Source organism: Acinetobacter calcoaceticus DSM 30006 = CIP 81.8 (assembly GCF_000368965.1).
Classification (GTDB): Bacteria; Pseudomonadota; Gammaproteobacteria; order Pseudomonadales; family Moraxellaceae; genus Acinetobacter; species Acinetobacter calcoaceticus.
The window spans coordinates 429,458-448,832 of the sequence record NZ_KB849778.1; the positions used below are offsets into that span (position 1 = coordinate 429,458).

Annotated in this window: 19 protein-coding genes and 2 pseudogenes; 11 read left to right on the top strand and 10 right to left on the bottom strand. The window is 39.6% G+C overall.

Features of this window, described 5'->3' with window-relative positions; translation table 11 throughout:
* Positions 1 to 128: 128 nt before the first annotated feature.
* Together zrlA and F936_RS02105 are read right to left on the bottom strand one after the other, a co-directional pair.
* Positions 129 to 815 (bottom strand): annotated as a pseudogene (gene zrlA, locus F936_RS02100) (D-Ala-D-Ala carboxypeptidase ZrlA).
* A gap of 157 nt (positions 816 to 972) precedes the next feature.
* Complete coding sequence (locus F936_RS02105) at positions 973 to 2,361, bottom strand: amino acid permease (protein WP_003654228.1); 1,389 nt, start codon at positions 2,359 to 2,361, stop codon at positions 973 to 975.
* Positions 2,362 to 2,718: 357 nt separating this feature from the next.
* On the opposite strand from F936_RS02105, the gene fahA reads away from it, so the two are divergent.
* The 4 genes from fahA (at position 2,719) to F936_RS02125 (ending at position 6,283) form a co-directional block, all read left to right on the top strand.
* Positions 2,719 to 4,026: a fumarylacetoacetase gene (fahA, locus tag F936_RS02110; RefSeq protein ID WP_005044388.1), complete on the top strand. Its 1,308-nt coding sequence runs from the start codon at positions 2,719 to 2,721 to the stop codon at positions 4,024 to 4,026.
* Positions 4,013 to 4,645: a maleylacetoacetate isomerase gene (gene maiA / locus F936_RS02115; RefSeq protein ID WP_005044391.1), complete on the top strand. Its 633-nt coding sequence runs from the start codon at positions 4,013 to 4,015 to the stop codon at positions 4,643 to 4,645. The genes fahA and maiA overlap by 14 nt, the downstream gene beginning before the upstream one ends.
* Before the next feature lie 17 nt (positions 4,646 to 4,662).
* Positions 4,663 to 5,211, top strand: coding sequence for a VOC family protein (locus F936_RS02120; RefSeq protein ID WP_005044392.1), 549 nt, complete (start codon positions 4,663 to 4,665; stop codon positions 5,209 to 5,211).
* A 292-nt stretch (positions 5,212 to 5,503) separates the two neighbouring features.
* Positions 5,504 to 6,283 (top strand): IclR family transcriptional regulator, encoded by a 780-nt coding sequence (locus tag F936_RS02125; protein WP_005044395.1) that lies wholly within the window; start codon positions 5,504 to 5,506, stop codon positions 6,281 to 6,283.
* A gap of 66 nt (positions 6,284 to 6,349) precedes the next feature.
* Here the strand turns inward: F936_RS02125 and hppD are convergent, their stop codons facing one another.
* Entirely contained in the window at positions 6,350 to 7,405 is a 1,056-nt protein-coding gene (gene hppD / locus F936_RS02130) for a 4-hydroxyphenylpyruvate dioxygenase (RefSeq protein WP_005044396.1), read from the bottom strand.
* A 528-nt stretch (positions 7,406 to 7,933) separates the two neighbouring features.
* Here hppD and F936_RS02135 point away from each other — a divergent pair.
* Positions 7,934 to 8,404 (top strand): 2-thiouracil desulfurase family protein, encoded by a 471-nt coding sequence (locus F936_RS02135; RefSeq protein WP_005044400.1) that lies wholly within the window; start codon positions 7,934 to 7,936, stop codon positions 8,402 to 8,404.
* Between the two features lie 15 nt (positions 8,405 to 8,419).
* Here the strand turns inward: F936_RS02135 and F936_RS02140 are convergent, their stop codons facing one another.
* From F936_RS02140 to pncA, 3 genes are all read right to left on the bottom strand, one after another.
* On the bottom strand, positions 8,420 to 9,763 hold the full coding sequence (locus F936_RS02140; RefSeq protein WP_005044402.1) for an MATE family efflux transporter: 1,344 nt from the start codon (positions 9,761 to 9,763) through the stop codon (positions 8,420 to 8,422).
* A gap of 176 nt (positions 9,764 to 9,939) precedes the next feature.
* Entirely contained in the window at positions 9,940 to 10,878 is a 939-nt protein-coding gene (locus F936_RS02145) for a bile acid:sodium symporter family protein (RefSeq protein ID WP_005044404.1), read from the bottom strand.
* Positions 10,879 to 10,918: 40 nt separating this feature from the next.
* Positions 10,919 to 11,563 carry a bifunctional nicotinamidase/pyrazinamidase gene (gene pncA, locus F936_RS02150; RefSeq protein ID WP_005044407.1) on the bottom strand — a complete coding sequence of 215 codons (645 nt, stop codon included), beginning with the start codon at positions 11,561 to 11,563 and terminating at the stop codon, positions 10,919 to 10,921.
* Positions 11,564 to 11,892: 329 nt separating this feature from the next.
* Here pncA and dapA point away from each other — a divergent pair, with 329 nt between their 5' ends.
* The 4 genes from dapA (at position 11,893) to F936_RS02170 (ending at position 14,557) form a co-directional block, all read left to right on the top strand.
* Entirely contained in the window at positions 11,893 to 12,786 is an 894-nt protein-coding gene (gene dapA, locus F936_RS02155) for a 4-hydroxy-tetrahydrodipicolinate synthase (protein ID WP_003654250.1), read from the top strand.
* Between the two features lie 15 nt (positions 12,787 to 12,801).
* The gene (locus tag F936_RS02160) at positions 12,802 to 13,407 is read left to right on the top strand and encodes a hypothetical protein (RefSeq protein WP_003654252.1); all 606 of its coding nucleotides are present in this window, start codon (positions 12,802 to 12,804) and stop codon (positions 13,405 to 13,407) included.
* Between the two features lie 36 nt (positions 13,408 to 13,443).
* Positions 13,444 to 14,163 (top strand): phosphoribosylaminoimidazolesuccinocarboxamide synthase, encoded by a 720-nt coding sequence (purC, locus tag F936_RS02165; protein ID WP_003654255.1) that lies wholly within the window; start codon positions 13,444 to 13,446, stop codon positions 14,161 to 14,163.
* Positions 14,164 to 14,353: 190 nt separating this feature from the next.
* The gene (locus tag F936_RS02170) at positions 14,354 to 14,557 is read left to right on the top strand and encodes a hypothetical protein (RefSeq protein ID WP_003654257.1); all 204 of its coding nucleotides are present in this window, start codon (positions 14,354 to 14,356) and stop codon (positions 14,555 to 14,557) included.
* A 5-nt stretch (positions 14,558 to 14,562) separates the two neighbouring features.
* Here F936_RS02170 and F936_RS19645 read toward each other — a convergent pair.
* Positions 14,563 to 14,673 (bottom strand): annotated as a pseudogene (locus F936_RS19645) (hypothetical protein); the annotation flags it as partial.
* Between the two features lie 193 nt (positions 14,674 to 14,866).
* Here F936_RS19645 and F936_RS02175 point away from each other — a divergent pair.
* The gene (locus F936_RS02175) at positions 14,867 to 15,718 is read left to right on the top strand and encodes a formate/nitrite transporter family protein (protein ID WP_003654260.1); all 852 of its coding nucleotides are present in this window, start codon (positions 14,867 to 14,869) and stop codon (positions 15,716 to 15,718) included.
* A 27-nt stretch (positions 15,719 to 15,745) separates the two neighbouring features.
* Here F936_RS02175 and F936_RS02180 read toward each other — a convergent pair whose 3' ends face one another.
* The 3 genes from F936_RS02180 to F936_RS02190 all read right to left on the bottom strand — a co-directional run bounded on the left by F936_RS02180 (position 15,746) and on the right by F936_RS02190 (position 18,857).
* Positions 15,746 to 17,011, bottom strand: a complete 1,266-nt coding sequence (locus F936_RS02180) for a replication-associated recombination protein A (protein ID WP_003654262.1) — start codon at positions 17,009 to 17,011, stop codon at positions 15,746 to 15,748.
* Between the two features lie 105 nt (positions 17,012 to 17,116).
* The gene (locus F936_RS02185) at positions 17,117 to 18,289 is read right to left on the bottom strand and encodes a PQQ-dependent sugar dehydrogenase (RefSeq protein ID WP_005044410.1); all 1,173 of its coding nucleotides are present in this window, start codon (positions 18,287 to 18,289) and stop codon (positions 17,117 to 17,119) included.
* A gap of 109 nt (positions 18,290 to 18,398) precedes the next feature.
* Complete coding sequence (locus F936_RS02190) at positions 18,399 to 18,857, bottom strand: YcgN family cysteine cluster protein (RefSeq protein ID WP_005044412.1); 459 nt, start codon at positions 18,855 to 18,857, stop codon at positions 18,399 to 18,401.
* Positions 18,858 to 19,055: 198 nt separating this feature from the next.
* Between F936_RS02190 and F936_RS18550 the strand changes: the two genes are divergently transcribed.
* Positions 19,056 to 19,214 (top strand): DUF1328 domain-containing protein, encoded by a 159-nt coding sequence (locus tag F936_RS18550; protein WP_000490267.1) that lies wholly within the window; start codon positions 19,056 to 19,058, stop codon positions 19,212 to 19,214.
* The last annotated feature ends 161 nt before the right edge of the window (positions 19,215 to 19,375 follow it).

The window sequence follows — 19,375 nt, forward strand, 5'->3', positions numbered from 1 at the left end:
AAATATGATCAGATGGCAGGTGTTTCTACTCTAAACCACATTAATGTTATGTTATAACATAACTATTGATCAAGTTTTTATTCCAGTTTTATTTAAGCCAATTCACTTAGTCTTTGAAAAATTTGCTTTTAAAAACCCTGACACATTGACGTTTTATAGTGGTGATCAGGCCCCCAAGCTCTAAAACCTTGGCTATCAATATGAATTTGTCCCGAGGCATACACCCCCAATCCCATCTTGAGTGCTTACCCTTTGGTTGCCCAGAACTGACAAATTTTGGTTTTGCTTTGTTGAATATTGAACTGGTCTAAGTCACTCGGCTGTTCTGGCCCAATTCGAAAATCCAGCGCTGCATTAAAGACATGTCGAGAAGCATCCGCACCACCAGCACAGCGGTTTAGAGATAAAGCTCGATAAACCGATGTCACTTCAAAATCGTTTATTACCCCATCGTCAACCAATGCTTTTAAGATGCTGAGTGTCGGAACGATATTGGGCCAAATCTCGCGTGGAGGCACTGCATAGGGTTCTACTCCACATTTTTGCCAATCTCGGGCTGAACGTAATAATTCATGGTCTGGAATTAAAGTAGCAAGGCCATTTTTTTGCAGGAATTGCTTGTAAGCCTGTACAGACTGTCCGTGATCAGCGGATGCTAACCATGCAATATAATCCTGAGGTTGTGGCTTTATTTTGCTGACTATCTTTGAAGGTTGAGGCAACTTGGACTGCGGTTGCAAAGGAATCGTTGGCTTGGGTGTCTGGGTACTACACGCTGTGAGAGATAATAAAAGTAAACCTAAATAACGCTTCATAAATATGCTCTATCTTCACCAATAATAGGAAAGATGCTCATCATTAAATTCAAGAAATGTTATATTATAACAATAATAAAATCTTTTACTTTCTGTTGCTAAATTTTAAAAATAAAAAAGGACGTATGAGATACGTCCTTTTATGGTTGAATCAATCTTACAAATCAGCTTCAAGTGCGGGCACAGGTTGCTCTGCTTTCAGCTTACGACGTTTAAATTGATAAGCCACCATTAAACATAGAATCCATCCAGGAATCATCATGACTGCAATACGCATGTCTGGTGTTAAAGACATTACAACTAAAATGCCCAACATAAACACGATGCAAAGATAGTTGCTAAATGGATACATAAAGCTTGGGAACTTTGTAGTTTGACCTTGGCTTTGCGTGTATTTACGGAATTTTAAATGTGTCCATGAAATCACAACCCAGTTAATCACAATGGCTGCTACAACCAACATCATGAGCAAACCAAATGCTTTTTCAGGGAAAATGTAATTTAACAGCACACATAAAATAGTCACCGCAGCAGAAAGAATCACTGCATTGGTTGGAATACCGCGTTTATTAATATGTGCAAATGCTTTTGGTGCATTACCTTGTTGTGCAAGGCCCAATAGCATACGGCTACTGCAATAACTCGTCCCGTTATAAACTGAAACCGCAGCAGTCAAAATCACAAAGTTCAGCAACGTTGCAATGCCTTGGCTATCTAAAGAAGCAAAGACCATCACAAATGGACTACCGCCTTCAGCCATCTGGTTCCACGGGAATAGCGAGAATAAAATAAAAAGTGTCGCAATATAGAAAATCAAAATACGGTAGATAATTTGATTCACGGCTTTAGGTAAGGTTTTATCCGGATCACGTGCTTCCGCCGCAGTAATACCAAAAAGTTCGATACCACCAAAAGCAAAAATAATGACCGCCATTGCCATCACTAAGCCTTCAACGCCAAATGGGAAAAAGCCACCGAGTGCCCAAAGGTTGCTGATGCTGGCTTGCGGACCGGCTGTACCAGTTGCTAGTAAATATGAACCAAAACCAATCATTGCCAGAATTGCCAAGATTTTGACAATAGAAAACCAGAATTCCATTTCGCCAAAAAACTTAACATGCAGCAAATTAATGCCGTTGATTAAGACAAAGAAGGTTAAAGCAGATGCCCACGTTGGAATTTGCGGCCACCAATATTGAATATAAAGACCAATCGCACTCAATTCTGCCATACAGACGAGGACATTCAGTACCCAGTAATTCCATCCAGACATGAACCCAGCAAATGGCCCCCAGTATTTGTAGGCAAAATGACTAAAAGACCCACTTACTGGCTCTTCAACCACCATCTCACCAAGCTGACGCATCATTAAAAAAGCAATAAATCCTGCAATTGCATAGCCAAGGATGACCGATGGACCTGCTAATTTAATCGATTGTGATATACCAAGAAAAAGCCCTGTGCCAATCGCCCCACCCAATGCAATAAGTTGGATGTGCCGATTACTCAAACCGTGTTTCAGGTTTCCTTGCTCTTGTGCTGACATATGATTATTCTCATCCTTGTCACGTAATTTTTTTCCAATAAATTACGTATATCATAAATTAATCAAACTTTCATAGAGATTCATGAAAAAATAATTGCGTGACTTTTCTCATGACCGCGAATGAAAACAGAAAATACAAGAAATGACAATTATTATGAAATGTGTAATTAAATTATGTATTGCGTAATTTGATGAATTCAGTATTATAGAGACATGAAGCAATTGGTTGTGCTCGGTCTATATCAAACTCATAAGACAAAAGATGCTCTCAGCAAAGGTTAAAAACTTATCGAGTAGCTCAGTCCTAGACCGAATTTTTATTTGTATATGACCCGAGATAAAGACAAGGACGCGAAAATGGAACAAAACCTAAATTCTTTTATTGAAGTTTCACCTCAATCAGATTTCACTATTCATAATTTACCGTATGGTATTTTTAGCAGAACTACCGAAAGCGAACGCCAAGTCGGTGTAGCTATTGGTGATTGGGTCATTGATCTCGCTGCTCTTGAAAAGCATGGCCTTTTAAAACTTTCAGAACAAGACACCTACTTTAATCAACCGACCCTGAATAAATTTATTGAGTCTGGCAAAGCAAACTGGTCAAAAGTGCGTAAGACACTACAGTCTCTTCTCTCGGCTGATAATTTAACGCTTCAACAAAATGAAGCGTTACGTCAGGAAGTATTGGTTAAACAAGACAGCGTTACTTTGCATTTACCTGTTCAAGTACCTGGTTACACCGATTTCTATTCTTCTAAAGAACATGCGACTAATGTGGGTTGTATGTTCCGCGACCCAAAAAATGCCTTGCTTCCAAACTGGACCGAATTACCTGTCGGTTATAACGGTCGTGCTAGCTCTGTTGTAGTCAGTGGCACTCAAGTCGTGCGTCCATCTGGACAAATTAAACTTCCAAATGAAGAACGTCCAGTTTTCTCAGCAACACGTAAACTCGATTTTGAACTTGAAACGGCATTTATTGTGGGTAAACCAACGCAGCTCGGTCAGCCTATCGCGATTGAAAATGCTTGGGATCATATTTTTGGAATGGTATTGCTCAATGACTGGTCAGCACGCGATATCCAGCAATGGGAATATGTTCCACTCGGTCCTTTTAACGCTAAAACTTTTGCCAGTTCGATTTCACCTTGGGTGGTGACGCTTGAAGCACTTGAACCATTTAAAGTTGAAGGCCCGAAACAAGACCCGAAGCCAATCGGCTATTTACAAGAAAATGTCGCTAATAGTTACGACATTAATTTGAGTGTTGAAATTCAAAGCCCGAAATCGACACAAACTGACGTGATCTGTAAAACCAATTTTAAATATATGTATTGGTCTATGTCTCAACAACTCACCCACCATACCATTGCTGGTTGTAATGTTCAGGTTGGTGACTTAATGGGTTCAGGAACGATTTCAGGTTCTACACCAGATTCGTATGGCAGTTTGCTTGAGCTTACATGGAATACAACCAAACCTCTGACACTTGCCAACGGTGAAACTCGTGGTTTCTTACAAGACGGCGATACGCTCATTATGAAAGGTCACTGTGAAAAAAATGGAATCCGTGTCGGCTTTGGTGAGGTGAAAAATACAGTTCTTCCTGCATTAACGTTCAATTTTGCAGAAACTTCGGAGCCTGACTATGAAGCTGTATAGTTACTTTCGTAGCTCTGCAGCCTACAGAGTACGGATTGGTCTAAACATTAAAGGTTTAGCTTATGAAACTGTTCCGGTACATCTAGTAAAAAACGAACAGCAAAGCGAAGACTATTTAAAGTTAAACCCTAGTGCTCTGGTCCCGACTTTAATTGATGGCGATTTAACCTTGTCTCAATCGTTAAGTATTTTGGAATATCTGGATGAACAATATCCAGAAACCAAATTACTCCCAAGAGATGTGCAAGAACGTGCCAAAGTCCGTGCTTTTGCACAAGCTATTGCCTGTGATATGCACCCATTAAATAACCTGCGCATTCTGAAATATTTAAAAAATGAGTTAAATGTTTCAGATGAGCAAAAAAATTATTGGTATCAGCACTGGATTCTTGAAGGTTTTCAAAATCTGGAACAGCAACTACAAAATTCGAATGGCCAATTTTGCTTTGGACACGAAGCAACAATTGCCGATTGCTGTCTGATTCCACAGGTTTACAACGCGAAACGCTTCAAGATTGATTTATCTGCGTTTCCAAAAATTGAATCGATTTATCACCATTGTTTGTCTATCCCAGCCTTTTATAACGCGGCGCCAGAACAACAACCAGATTGGGAATAGTAAAAAGGAGTTTTAATATGACATTTGCCATTAAAAAAATACATCACGTTGCATATCGTTGTAAGGATGCGAAAGAGACTGTTGAGTGGTATAAAAAAATGCTCAACATGGACTTCATTTTAGCTTTTGCTGAAGACCATGTGCCTTCCACTAAAGCTTTTGACCCATATATGCATTTATTCTTAGATGCAGGTCAAGGCAACGTTTTGGCATTTTTTGAATTGCCAACTCAACCAGAAATGGGCCGAGACGAAAATACGCCTCAATGGGTACAGCATATTGCTTTTGAAGTCGAAGATGTAAATGCACTGATGGCTGCGAAGCAACATTTAGAAGAAAATGGTGTGAAAGTTTTGGGTGTAACCAATCATGGTATTTTCCACTCAATTTATTTCTTTGACCCAAATGGCCACCGTTTAGAACTTACCTATAACGATGTGCGTGCTGAAGAAAAAATTGCAAAAATTACTGAAGAAATGAAAGCAGAAATGCTTGAGCAATGGAGCAAAACTAAACGCGCTCCTCACCACACACATTTCTTGCATGAAGAAGAGTTAGGAACCTAATTTTAAAAGATCGATCTAAAAAGTCGGCATTGATTAGAATTGTTAAAAACAGCTCTATATCAATGCCGATTTATATTATTTAAAACTACTAAATTTCTAGAAAATCGCGCTATAAATGAGAGCATGGTGATTTTAGAAAATTGTTGATTATTAAACATGCCAATTTCGCTAATAGAAAAAGGTGATTTCTATTTCTCACTAGGCTCAGGCATGATGTAAAACGCAGCAATTTCAATTTATGTTTTGAACATCACTGTTTAACAACTGAAGTAACTTTATTAAGGGTATTTAAATGATTGAAGAAAAAGTATCTGGGGGGGTTCAATCACTTGAAGTCGGTTTATCTGTACTAAATGCCCTTTTAGAGCACAATCAACCTATTATTCTCAAAGATCTGTCCAGTAAGCTAGAAATGCATCCTGCGAAGGTACACCGCTATCTCGTTAGTCTTATTCGCATGGAATATGCAAAACAACTTGATGATGGCCAATACGCTTTGGGCGATCAAGCATGGCGCTTAGGTCTAAACTGTGTTCAGCATAGCGACACCCTACAACTGGTACAGCATTTAATTTACGACCTACAAAACAAAATTGGTTGCGGCATACAAATCAGTAAATGGTCGCCTAAAGGCCCTGTAGTTGTTCAATCTATTGAATCTAACCACCCTATTTCGATTGTCACCAAAGTCGGCTCGATCATGCCTTTAGTTAATTCTGCTGCGGGACGTTTATTTGCTTCTTACCTTCCTGAGCATTTTTTTCGTCCATTAATGGAAACAGAATGGCAAAAACATCAAGAGCTTGGTCTGCACATCGCACCACAAAACTGGCAAGCGTTTACAGAGCTTAAAGAAACGATTCGCCAGCAAGAAATGTCGGCAGCGAAAGGTGACTTACTGACAGGAATTAATGCGGTGGGTTTACCTGTGTTTAACTCAAACCAGAGCATTGAATTTTGTATTGTCGCCCTAGATAGCGAAATGTTTTTGCCAGTCGACCCTCACAGTAAAACGATTGAAATCTTAAAAAATGAAGTGAAACTCATCAATCAATATATTAAAAGTCGCTAATCAACAGCCATAAAAAAACCAAGAGATCAAACTCTTGGTTTTTTTAGATCAGGAATAAAGCTTAGCTTATTTAGTTTCTAAAACACCACGGCGAATCTGATCACGTTCAATTGACTCAAATAATGCCTTGAAGTTACCTTCACCAAAGCCATCATCATCTTTACGTTGAATAAATTCGAAGAAGACTGGACCAATCATGTTTTCAGAGAAAATTTGCAATAACAGTTTCTTCTGACCATCTTTAGTATTGCCGTCTAGCAAAATACCACGCTGTTTTAACTCTTCAGTCGGCTCACCATGCTCAGGTAAACGCTCTGGTAGCATTTCATAATAAGTATTTGGCGGTGGTGTCATAAATTTCAGACCAAGGCCTTTTAACTTATCCCAAGTCGAAATTAAGTCATCACAAATAAACGCGATATGCTGAATCCCTTCGCCATTAAAATCAGACAGGAACTCTACAATTTGGCCGTTTCCTTTGTCCGAATCTTCGTTTAATGGAATACGGATCATGCCGTCTGGCGCTGTTAATGCTTTAGACGTTAAGCCTGTATATTCGCCTTTAATATCAAAGTAGCGAATTTCTTGGAAGTTAAAGATTTTTTCATAGAAGTTTGCCCAATACTCCATACGGCCTTTGTAGACATTATGAGTTAAATGGTCAATTTCGTTTAAGCCTGCACCCACTGGATGTCTTTGGGCATCATCAAAGAAAACAAAATCGTTTTCATAAATATCGCGGTCAACTAAAAAGATTGGCATGCCACCAATACCTTTAATTGCCGGAATGTTGAGCTCCATTGGCCCAACTTTTGAATACATCGGTTCAGCACCAAGCTCTACTGCTTTCTGGAAAGCTTTTGCTGCATCACGTGTTTTAAAGCCCATCGCACAAGCCGATGGACCATGTTCATTAAAGAAGAATGAAGCATAAGATTCTGGCTGATAATTCAGGATAATATTGATATTTCCTTGACGCCATAAGTACGCTTCTTTCGATTTATGCTTGGCTACTTTTGAAAAGCCGATTGTTTCAAAAACTGGATCTAATTCATTTTCTTTTGAAACAAACTCAATAAATGCAAAACCGCATAATTCTAATGGGTTCTCTAAAATATCCATCTAGTTTCCCTCTGGTGATTACCTGTTCCGTTTATCTCTATTGCTGATCAATTCAGCTCCTTTCTCTATAGAATACGTATTTATTGGGTAGGTCTTTGAACCGTCAAAATGCCTTAACCCAACGCATCCTATGAGAAAAAAACGAATCACTAAAACGAAGATATGATGAGCGTGAAGCTTTTGATGATTAATTCCCGTTCCATTTGGTGTTTGTTTTCCATACACACTGTCCTTTCTTATCTAAAAGTACGATTGAGATTTTTCACTAAACCCTTAAAAATCGTCTTTTCCTAAAAATCATTTATAGATTTATGGAGACCAACATCCTTGTTGGATCTCCAATGGCCATTTACCTTAAAACAGATGCTACTAAAAACAATTAAATTATGCAATACATAACTTAATTATGAATTGCATAATTTTAGTAATCTTTTAATTTGTCTGTTTTTAAAATGAATTGTCATATTCCATATTCTGTTTATGATTCTTAATCTTCAAAAATCTCACCTGCTTTGAGTTTGGAAAACTATGCTTCTAGTCAGTGCATGTTTAATTGGCGAACCTGTTCGTTATGACGGTAAATCTTGCCTAAATATTTTACTTAAGCAGCTGTTACTCAATAAAAAAGCTCATGCACTTTGTCCAGAGTTATTAGGTGGTTTTACCACTCCGCGCTTACCCGCAGAAATTGTGGGAGGTACAGGACAAGATGTTCTTGATGGCAAAGCAAAGATTACAGATTCATCTGGTTTAGATGTAACAGATTTATATTTAAAAGGTGCACACCACACTTTAGAAATTGCACAGCACATAAAAGCAAGCTGTGTGGTCCTAAAAGAAAATAGCCCTTCTTGTGGTAGTCAAAAAATTTATAACGGTACTTTTCAAGGAGAGAAAATTACGGGAGTTGGGATTACCACAGCACTTTTACAGCGCCATGGTTTTGAGGTTATTTCTGAAAACGAGATTGAAGATTGGTTAGCAGAACATCCGCTTTAATGGTTGTCTGCTTACTCAAAACCCTCTTAATTGCTTTCTAAAATGAAAACAGAGGGCACTCAATACACAAGCTATTAAATAACTCAGGGCGGCCATCCACCAGAAACCATAAATTCCCATCGCAGAAATCGAGATATTCTGCCAATGCAGTCCCTTATAGGCCATCCACCAACCACCGCCTAATCCGAAAAATAACACCACGACCAAGAAAATTAGCATCGGTAAAATCGACACATCCCAACAGCGTAATAAAGAGGCCAGTAACGCCATTAAGCCATCTAGAAAATGAAACATACAGACAATCAACAACAAGGATGCAGCCAAAATCTGTACGGCCAAATCATCTGAATAGAACGTAACAATTAAGTCCCGCTCCAACCATAAACACAGAGACAGACTGCCACTCACCGCCATAATCACCCATATACTTTGTCGGGCAATTTTATTTGCTTCTTCCATGTTCCCGCTGCCCATAGATCGCGATACCAAAATGCTATAAGCCGAGGCAATTGATGAAGGGATAATAAACATGAATCCGCTGGTGCTTGCGACAATTTGATGGGCTGCTGACACCACGCTTCCAAAAGGCAAAATCAGAATAGCAACCGAACAAAATGCAACGACATCCATCAACGCTAAGATCGCGGTCGGTATCCCTATTTTTAAAATCATCCGCAGACTTTGTCGGCTATCTTCAGCCGACTGTTCGGAATGCTCAATAAAGATGTATCCTTTTTCCAAGAAAAACAGGTAATAAACAGCCAGCATAAACCACCTTACAATGAGAGTGGCTAACAAAGCCCCTATCGCACCGAGTGGCGGAATTGAAAATAAAGCGACACCATAAATTAAAAGATAGGACAAAATAATTTTAAGAATGAAGAAAATGCTATCTGATAGTAAAACCTTATGCGCATTTTCAGTGACCTGAGATAAAGCTGTAAATAAACGCATGAGTAAATGCGCAGGTAAAATAAATACCAAAGCCCAAATACAGTTTTTAGTAATTGAAATGACATGTTCAGATGCACCAAACAATTTTGGTAAATCACGGAACAAGTAAAGCAAGCCAATACTAATCAATGCCGAACATAACATCAGCCAGATGCCTTGAATAAAAATCTGACGGATACGTGGTATGTCATGGCAACCATAAGCTTCCGAGAGCTTGAGGATCACACCTTGCAGAATCCCCATACCAATGACATAAATCACTGTATATAGAGATAAGGTCACCGATAATGCGGCGACATGGTCATTGCTAAAATGCCCTACATAAGCAATATCAATCAATCCACTTAAAACTAGAATTAAATTGCTTGAGAGCATGGGAATAAATAATTTAAAAATCTGATTCATCTAGGAAATACCTTATTTTTCTTTGCGATTTATACTCATATTCACGTTATTTTTAGTGCATCAATCCAAAGCAAAAGACATACCAGTTCTACCTTTAGCTCCCGTAAAATATGCTTTAAATGAAAAGGCCAAACTATTCGTTTGGCCTTCTTTTGTAATGTATGCTGTTTATACAGTTATTCTTGTTTGTGTTTACTCGCCCAATAAGTCGCAAGTGCTGGGCCAGAAATATTATGCCAAAGACTAAAAATAGCACTTGGCACTGCCGTAATCGGGGAAGCCGCAAAATGTACTGCTGCGAGAGCAACACCTAAGCCCGAGTTCTGCATGCCCACCTCAACCGCAATTGCCTTACTGTCTGCATAAGGTAATTTAAAGAACCGTGCTGCTGTAAATCCTAATAAATATCCAAGCCCATTATGTAAGATCACTACGGCTAAAATGAGTAAACCCGACTGTAGAATAGCCGCTTTGCTCCCACCGATAATGGCTGCCACAATGGCCACAATTGCAATCACTGAAACTAAAGGCATGACTTGAATATAGGACTCGACCTGACGCTTGAGCCATGTTCTTAAAATCAGACCAACTACAATAGGAAGCAGTACTACTTGTAAAATTGAAACGAACATAGAAGCTGCATCAATTTTTAGCCACTGACTAGCAAGCAGATAGAAAATTGCTGGAGTTAAAATAGGCGCTAAAAGTGTTGAAACTGAAGTACAGGCCACCGATAAAGCCACATTGCCTTTAGCCATATAGGTAATGACATTCGAAGCCGTTCCACCAGGGCAACACCCCACCAAAATTATACCAACCGCGATTTCAGGAGGTAACTGAAATAATTTACATAAGACAAATGCTAAACCCGGCATGACCACAAACTGTGCCACTACCCCAATCAACACCGCTTTAGGACTTTGTAGTACACCTTTAAAGTCGTCTACGGTCATGGTCATTCCCATACCAAGCATAATAATGCCCAGAATCCAGGGAATATAAGCTTTCAGCCAGACAAAAAATTCAGGCTGCCATAGCGCCAATGCTGCAAAAACAATCACCCATAAGGCAAAAGTTTTTTGAATAAATTGGGTAAAGCGCAGTAATGCTGACATACTTTCGTTCCCTAAAAATTAAAATACTAGAGCAATAGACTTAGCGCTCACTCAACAGATCCGTAGACTGAATACGGACAACACCTTGTTGCTGCATGGTTTGCCATGCCTGTTCTAACGAACCATTTAAATCAATACCTTTACAAGCATCTTCAACCACTAAAGTTTTAAAACCTTGTTTGATTGCATCCAAAGCAGTCCATGCCACACAAAAGTCGGTCGCAATTCCAACCACATACACCGTATCAATGCCACGCTCTTTTAAGTAACCCGTTAAACCAGTCATTGTGGACTGATCTGCTTCCATAAAAGCCGAATAACTATCAATATCGGCATGAAAGCCTTTTCGAATAATGAGTTGAGCTTTCGGAATATTTAAATCAGGATGAAAATCGGCATCTTTGGTGCCTTGTACGCAATGCTTAGGCCAAAGCACCTGCGGTCCATAGGCAAGTTCAATGGTTTCAAATGGCTGCTTGCCCGAATGATTTTGTGCAAAAGATATATGATTATCTGGGTGCCAGTCTTGCGTTAGAACAACATTTTCAAAACAATCAGCCAGTTGGTTAATCGTTGGAATAATTGTGTCGGCGTCAGCAACTGCTAAATTTCCACCCGGTGTAAAACCATTTTGTACATCAACTACGATTAAAGCCGCATTTTGTGGTTGTTTATTCATTTTCATGTCATCTTCAATCCCAACAGGGAAAATTGCATTCTATCTTGCCATAAAAAAAGCCAATATTAAGTAAGGCTCAGTTGAATCAAGCTGTATTGTTATATTTACGAACCCTTCTCACCCCTGCAATACGAATACATCCTATCTTTTCCTCAAGTTTACATAGCGATTATCCGTTAGGCGTATTGTTCTTATGCGTCTGATCAGTCATAATTTGCATAATTGTCATTCAACAATCTGTTATTGTTAGAACTGGACAATCAAAATACTGCAACCATCCCACATTTTGTTTTTCTTACCTCAGATTCGGATGGATAAATAGGATATTTTTAAAAATGACTCAGCAAGCACAGACCATTCAAGGCTCAATCGTCGCAATCGTCACACCAATGTTGAAAGATGGTGGTGTAGATTGGAAGGGTCTTGAGAAGCTGGTTGAGTGGCACATAGAACAAGGTACAAACAGTATTGTAGCCGTCGGTACTACCGGCGAAGCCTCAACATTGAGCATGGAAGAGCACACACAGGTTATTAAAGAAATTATTCGTGTAGCCAATAAACGTATTCCAATTATTGCCGGTACTGGTGCAAACTCAACCCGTGAAGCAATCGAATTAACTAAAGCTGCTAAAGACCTCGGCGCAGATGCAGCCTTACTTGTTACACCATATTATAATAAGCCAACTCAAGAAGGCCTCTACCAACACTATAAAGCGATTGCTGAAGCCGTAGAATTACCACTTATTCTTTATAACGTACCTGGCCGTACGGGTGTAGATCTTGCAAATGATACAGCTGTACGTTTAGCAGAGATCCCTAATATTGTCGGTATTAAAGACGCAACAGGTGATGTACCTCGTGGTAAAGCTTTAATTGATGCTTTAGACGGCAAGATGGCTGTGTACTCAGGTGATGATGAAACTGCATGGGAACTTATGCTTCTTGGTGCAGATGGTAATATCTCTGTTACAGCAAATGTTGCACCTAAAGCCATGAGCGAAGTATGTGCTGTTGCGATTGCCAAAGATGAACAACAAGCGAAGACGATTAACAATAAGATTGCAAATTTACACAATATTCTATTTTGCGAATCAAACCCAATTCCTGTGAAATGGGCACTACATGAGATGGGACTGATTGATACTGGTATTCGTTTACCACTCACTCCTCTCGCTGAGCAATATCGCGAACCTCTCCGCAATGCCCTAAAAGATGCGGGAATTATTTAATAAGAGCAATTTATGATGCAATTACGTCTTGGTTTAGTCCTTGCAGTTTCAGCCTTGAGTTTAGCTGGTTGTGGTCGCTTCGCAATTAATAATCACTCTTTAGATTATAAAAATGCCAAGCAACTTGCCCCGCTTGAGTATCCTGCCGATGCAACTGTACGACCAGCGACACCTTTGTATCCTGCCCCAACTGTAGACCAGCTCGCTATCGAGCACGCGCCGAAGTTTGAAAACGAGCGTGGTAACCGTTTTGCATTGCCACGCCCTGAACAAACACAGGGCGGCAACGCAACAGCAGATGCATCTGCTCAAACGACGACTGCGCTTGGACGCCCTCAGCTTGTGACCGACGGTAATAAAAACCCATTGTTAAAAATTGATGGGAATACAACCGAGATCTGGCAATACGCCAAAGCGACATTAAGTACTTTAAATTACAACATCATCGCTCAAGACAGCAATCAGGCGACGATTAAAGTAAATGACAATACTTATGTGCTTAAGCTGACTGGTGTTGGCTCAAGTCATACTCTTGCTCTATTTAATGTAGACAACACTTTTGCAAGTCCAGATGTGGCTGCTGAAGTGTTAAACCAGATTTACCAAAATTGGCCAGCCTAGTCGTTTACTAGGCATTTTTTTTAAAAAGGTTCCCTCATGTTAAAACAAACCTTGCTCTATACTGGTAAAGCAAAATCTGTATATGAAACAGACAATGCCGACCATCTGATTTTAGTCTTTCGTGATGATGCCTCTGCGTTCAACGGCGAAAAAATCGAACAGCTAGATCGTAAAGGCAAGGTGAACAACCTTTTTAACGCCTTCATCATGGAAAAACTTGCTGCTGCGGGTATTGAAACGCATTTTGAAAAATTGCTTTCTCCAACTGAAGTGCTTGTTAAAAAACTTCAAATGATTCCTGTTGAATGTGTAATTCGTAACTACGCAGCTGGTTCTCTATGCCGTCGTTTAGGTGTAGAAGAAGGTAAAGAGTTAACTCCTCCTACATTTGAATTGTTCTATAAAGATGACGGTCTAGGCGACCCAATGGTTAACGAATCTCAAGCGATTGCTTTAGGTTGGGCGACTGCTGAACAATTAGAGCAAATGAAAGTGTTAACTTACCAAGTAAACGATGTATTAAAAGCATTATTTGCTGAAGGCAACATGATTTTGGTGGACTTCAAGCTTGAATTCGGTGTTTTCCATGACCGTATCGTGCTTGGTGATGAGTTCTCTCCAGACGGCTGCCGTCTATGGGATAAAGACTCTAAGAAGAAACTCGACAAAGACCGTTTCCGTCAAGGTTTAGGCGGTGTTGTTGAAGCTTATGAAGAAGTTGCTGCTCGTTTAGGCGTAGATTTATCTGACATCTAATCAGTCAAACTTCATGAAAAACCGGGTCTTAGCCCGGTTTTTTTACATTAGGTACTTTAGAAAATAAATAATATAGACAGATTCGTCTATTAAAATAAATTAGCACTTGCACAAACCTAAATTTAAACACTAAAATCTAAAAAAACATTAAGCACTTCACAATAATTAAATTTAAAACCAGGGTAGACCTATGGAAATATCTAAGCTTGAAAAGAGATTAATGAATCATCCAATCCATTTTGGTGAAAATCCGTTGGTGTTATTAACTAACTTTAGCAGCTCGGCCTTAAAACAAGGCTGGACTCAGGCAGAAGTTGAATCAGTAATTTCCAAGGCTTCTCAAGGTGATTATATGGCGCTTATTCGCACCTTGAGAGCCTACGCCTTTAGCTAGTATGGCTACCATCTATTTTTTTGCAAGCGCCCACCTTCCACTTCATGCTTATTTCTTGCAGACCCATAGCTTCCCTTTAATTCAGGCAGAAAATCGTCTTGTAGCACAAAGTGCTCTCAATCCTCCTTTGCATCTGGGTTAATTGCTCTTGTTCATGCATTATTTTTGCTTCTTTGCTACGCCGCATCATTCGATTTATAAAAAAACACACAAAGCTGTTAGGAATAGACTGGATTTATCCTGAACACTGCCTTAACAATAAATAAAAATTAGAAATATAAAATATTTATTCAGTGAGGAGTAAACCTGATGGATCATAAAGTAGAGGAAGAAAAAGTCGATCAAACCTTAAGTTGGCGTGAAAAAATAGCGGTTGAAGAACATGAGAAGCTGTCACCCCGTTTGGTCTATGAAATTATCCGCCGCGATGGTGCCGAGGAACTGGATCGCCCGACGGCTGCGCTGATCTTTTCAGGGATTGCCGCAGGTTTGGTCATCAGTTTTTCATTTGTATTTAAAGCGATTATTGCTTCTTATCTCCCGACTGATGCGATCTGGACCGATTTAATTACTAATATCGGTTATACCATTGGGTTCCTGATCGCTATTTTGGGTCACATGCAACTCTTTACCGAGAATACCATCACTACAGTTGTACCTTTATTCAAGCCCTTTACCTTCGATAAATTACGAGCAGTAGGCCGCTTATGGGGGATTGTGATTCTATGCAATGTGATTGGAACAGGTTTAGCGAGTTTATTTTTCCTAACTACTCACCTGTTTACTCCCGGTATTGACCAAGCACTCGATGAGCTAGCCCATCATGTAGGTTCCTTTTCTGCAACCCAGAATATGCTCAAAGGTATTATGTCAGGGCTATTAATTGCAGCATTGGTCTGGATGTTGCCCTCAGTCAGTAATAAATTCTTGTTAATCTTTTTCATGACTTACCTGATTGGACTAGGTGACTTTACCCATGTAGTAGTCGGCTCTACCGAAATGTCCTATCTCGTCTGGCAAGGAGAGGCTTCCATTAATAAATATCTGTTTACTTTCCTGATCCCAACCACCATTGGCAATATTATTGGTGGTACAGGCGTGTTCACGCTACTGATTTATGGTCAGGTGACTGAAGAGCTGGAACAGCAGGATCATCGTTAGGTGTAGCTTGATACAACGAATAGGTTATTACTGTTCTTGCTGCCATCTACGTTGTTGCAGGCGCTCACCTTCAACTTCACGCTTGTTTCTCGCAGACTCATAGAGTTTGGTCCCCTTTAACTCAGGCGGCAAATAGTCTTGCAGCACAAAGTGCTCTGGGTAATCATGAGGATAGAGATAATTAATTCCATAACCCTGTTGTTTCATGAGCTTGGTTGGTGCATTTCTTAAGTGTAAAGGCACAGGTAAATTTGCAGTCTTATCAGCAAGTTCCAAGGCCTTATTAATCGCTAAATAGGTACTATTACTTTTTGCACTTGTCGCTAAATAAACCGCTGTTTGGCCCAGAATAATTCGAGCTTCAGGCATACCTACTGCTTGTACAGAACGGAAGCACTCACCTGCAAGTAATAATGCATTTGGGTTAGAATTTCCAATGTCTTCCGAGGCTGCAATCAACATACGTCTAGCAATAAAAACCGGATCTTCGCCGCCTTTGAGCATACGTGCCATCCAATACAGGGTTGCATCTGGATCACTGCCCCGAATCGATTTAATGAAGGCAGAAACTAAATCGTAATGCTGTTCCCCAGATTTGTCATAACGTGCAATATTTTGCTGTGCTACTTTCACCACAACCGCATTAGTAATGGTATTTTCAATCTCTGGTTCAAATGTACTGGCAATCAGATCAAGTAAATTAAGCGCTTTACGGGCATCTCCTGCAGCGAATTGAATGAGAGCATCGTATTCTTCAATATGAATATAGCGTTCTTTTAAAAATTTATCGGCTTGAAGTGCATTATTAATGAGAGTCTGGATCGCTTCACTGTCTAGGCTGTTTAAGGTATAAACCTGACAGCGTGATAAAAGCGCACTATTCACCTCAAAAGACGGGTTCTCGGTGGTCGCTCCAACTAAGGTAATTTTACCTTTTTCAACTGCACCCAATAAAGCATCTTGCTGCGATTTATTAAAACGATGAATTTCATCAATAAAAACCACAGGTGTTAGTAAATCACCACTTTCTGCAATGACTTCACGTAATTCTTTTACACCAGTATTCAGCGCAGATAAGCTCACAAACGGTCGGTCTATCGCCTGAGCCAACAGCAAAGCAATCGTGGTTTTACCAACTCCCGGCGGTCCCCAAAAAATAATAGAAGGTAAATGACCCTGATCAATCATTTGACGCAGTGGTGCATTCTCACCTAATAAATGATCTTGCCCAATAATTTCAGACAAGTCTCTCGGGCGTAGGCGTTCGGGAAGTGGAATATGGGTGTCTGACATTTCAAATAGCTTTATCGTCTTTTATCTATAGTCTATTGTGTCTCACAGAAATCTACAATTTGAATCTATGAGACACGGCCTTTATTTACAGGCGGTTTTATCGCCTTAAGATGCTTTCTTACTCAGCTTAAGTAAGCGTGCCTTTGAACCATCTTCAATGACCCAAATCGAACCGTCTTGTGCTTCATGTAAACCACGAATACGTTGCTTCATATCTAGTCTTTGCACTTCTTTCACAGGCTTATGCTGTAAATCCACAACAATAATCGCTTCGGAAGATAAGCCTCCAATTAAAGCCTTATTTTGCCATGCCGGAAATTGCTGACCGCGATAAATGATCAAACTCGACGGAGAGATTACAGGAGTCCAGTCAATTTCAGGCGCTTTAAACTCTGGATGAGTGTGATGATCTGGAATAGGTTGGCCCGAATAATGATCTCCATTTGAAACGATTGGATAACCATAATTTTCGCCTTTGGTAATAATATTGAGCTCATCACCGCCTTTCGGGCCCATTTCAACGACCCATAGCTGTCCTTGGCGGTCAAACGCCATTCCTAACGGATTACGATGTCCAAGTGACCATATTTCAGCAGTTACCTCGCCTTGCTGATAAAAAGGGTTACCTGTGACCGCTGAGCCGTCATCACTTAAACGCAAGATTTTACCCAAGTTACTTTTCATGTTTTGGGCAGGGTCAAACTTTTGTCGTTCGCCTGAACTCACCCAAAGTTTTCCATCTGCCCCAAAAACCATGCGATGTCCGTAATGGCCTTGTCCTGAAACTTTGGGTACTTGCTGCCAGATCTGCTTCACATCTGTAAGTTTTGGCTGATTAGGGTTGGATAAATCTAATTTTGCACGTGAGATGGCTGCACCATACCCACCTTGTCCTTTGGTTGCATAGCTCAGATAAATCCAGTGGTTCTTCGCAAAGTTAGGATGTAAAGCTACATCACCCAAACCACCTTGCCCGCCATAACTCACTGGAGGTATTCCTGAAACATCCAGCATTTGCTTATTTTTAGGATTAAAAATTTTTAATTTACCTTGGCGCTCCGTCACTAATAAACGCTGATCTGGCAAACTTGTTATTGCCCAAGGCTCATCAAAATGTGAAACAGTTTCAACCTGATAAGATTGTTTGACTGAATTAGATTGTTCTGTTTTAGCAGAGGTTTTTTGTTCAAGATTTTTTGAATTGGTATTATTAGAACCACAAGCCATTAACAAAAAAAAGCTACTACATAATAACGGGGCTGCTAGTCGTCTCATCATTTTTTATCTCCTTTTGTTTTTATTGTTATATAACGGAGATGAGCAAAAAATTTACGATAAAAGTGTTACTTTATTATACGCTGTAATTAGAAATACCATGCAGATCTGTTTAACGTACCCAACGTACAACATAATCTTCAAGATCATCTTCATGGACATCAACTTCAGAAATACAACGTCCTGCAACCGACTTTTTCGCATTCATAACGCTTTGTCGAGAACCTGTATTTAAATAGTGCCAAGAAGGTAAATTTTTGCCTTCATTCAAACGTTTATAGGCACAGCTTGATGGCAACCAGTGAATTGTTTTTAAAGACTCTACCGTTAATTGTAAGCAATCAGGCACTTGTTGTTGACGATTGGAATAGTCCGAGCAACGACTCGTACTGCAATCAAGTAACTTACAAGCCACTTTAGTATAAGCCACCTCATGGGTATCTTCATCTTCTAGCTTTACCAGACAGCATAAACCACACCCGTCACATAAAGCCTCCCACTCAATTTGAGTCAGTTGCTCTAGCGGATAGTTTTTCCAAAACAATGGACGAAGTGAGGTCTCGGTAGACATAAGTTTTTTTAACGGCTGAACAGATAAAGTAATGCATCAGTATAACATTGAAGTGCCCTATCTTAAGAAAAGAAGCTTTATTTTTAGCATCACAAAATGATTGTTTAATATACATTTCAACCACATAAACGACACATTCAGTGCAAAAAACACCCTATATAGTTAAAGGACAATGAAAAATAAGTAGGAGGACAGCATATGTTCCGTTGGGCAATAATTTTTGCAGTGATTGCACTCATTGCCAGTCTATTAGGGTTTGGTGGTGTTGCAGGGTTATCTAAAGACTTTGCCGTGATTTTATTAGTTATAGCTGTAATTCTTGCTGTAATTGGGTTCATTTCGCGAGGCAGGACTTAATTTAATCATGACCATATATAAAAAAGAAGGAACCAGTTTCCTTCTTTTTTTATTGCAAAAAACTTTCTAACTTTTTCTTTTGATGTAGATTCTTACATAGTTATTTATATTACTTTATTTTTTTATGCTTTAATCAAGCGTGTTTAAATCTCTTTAAATTT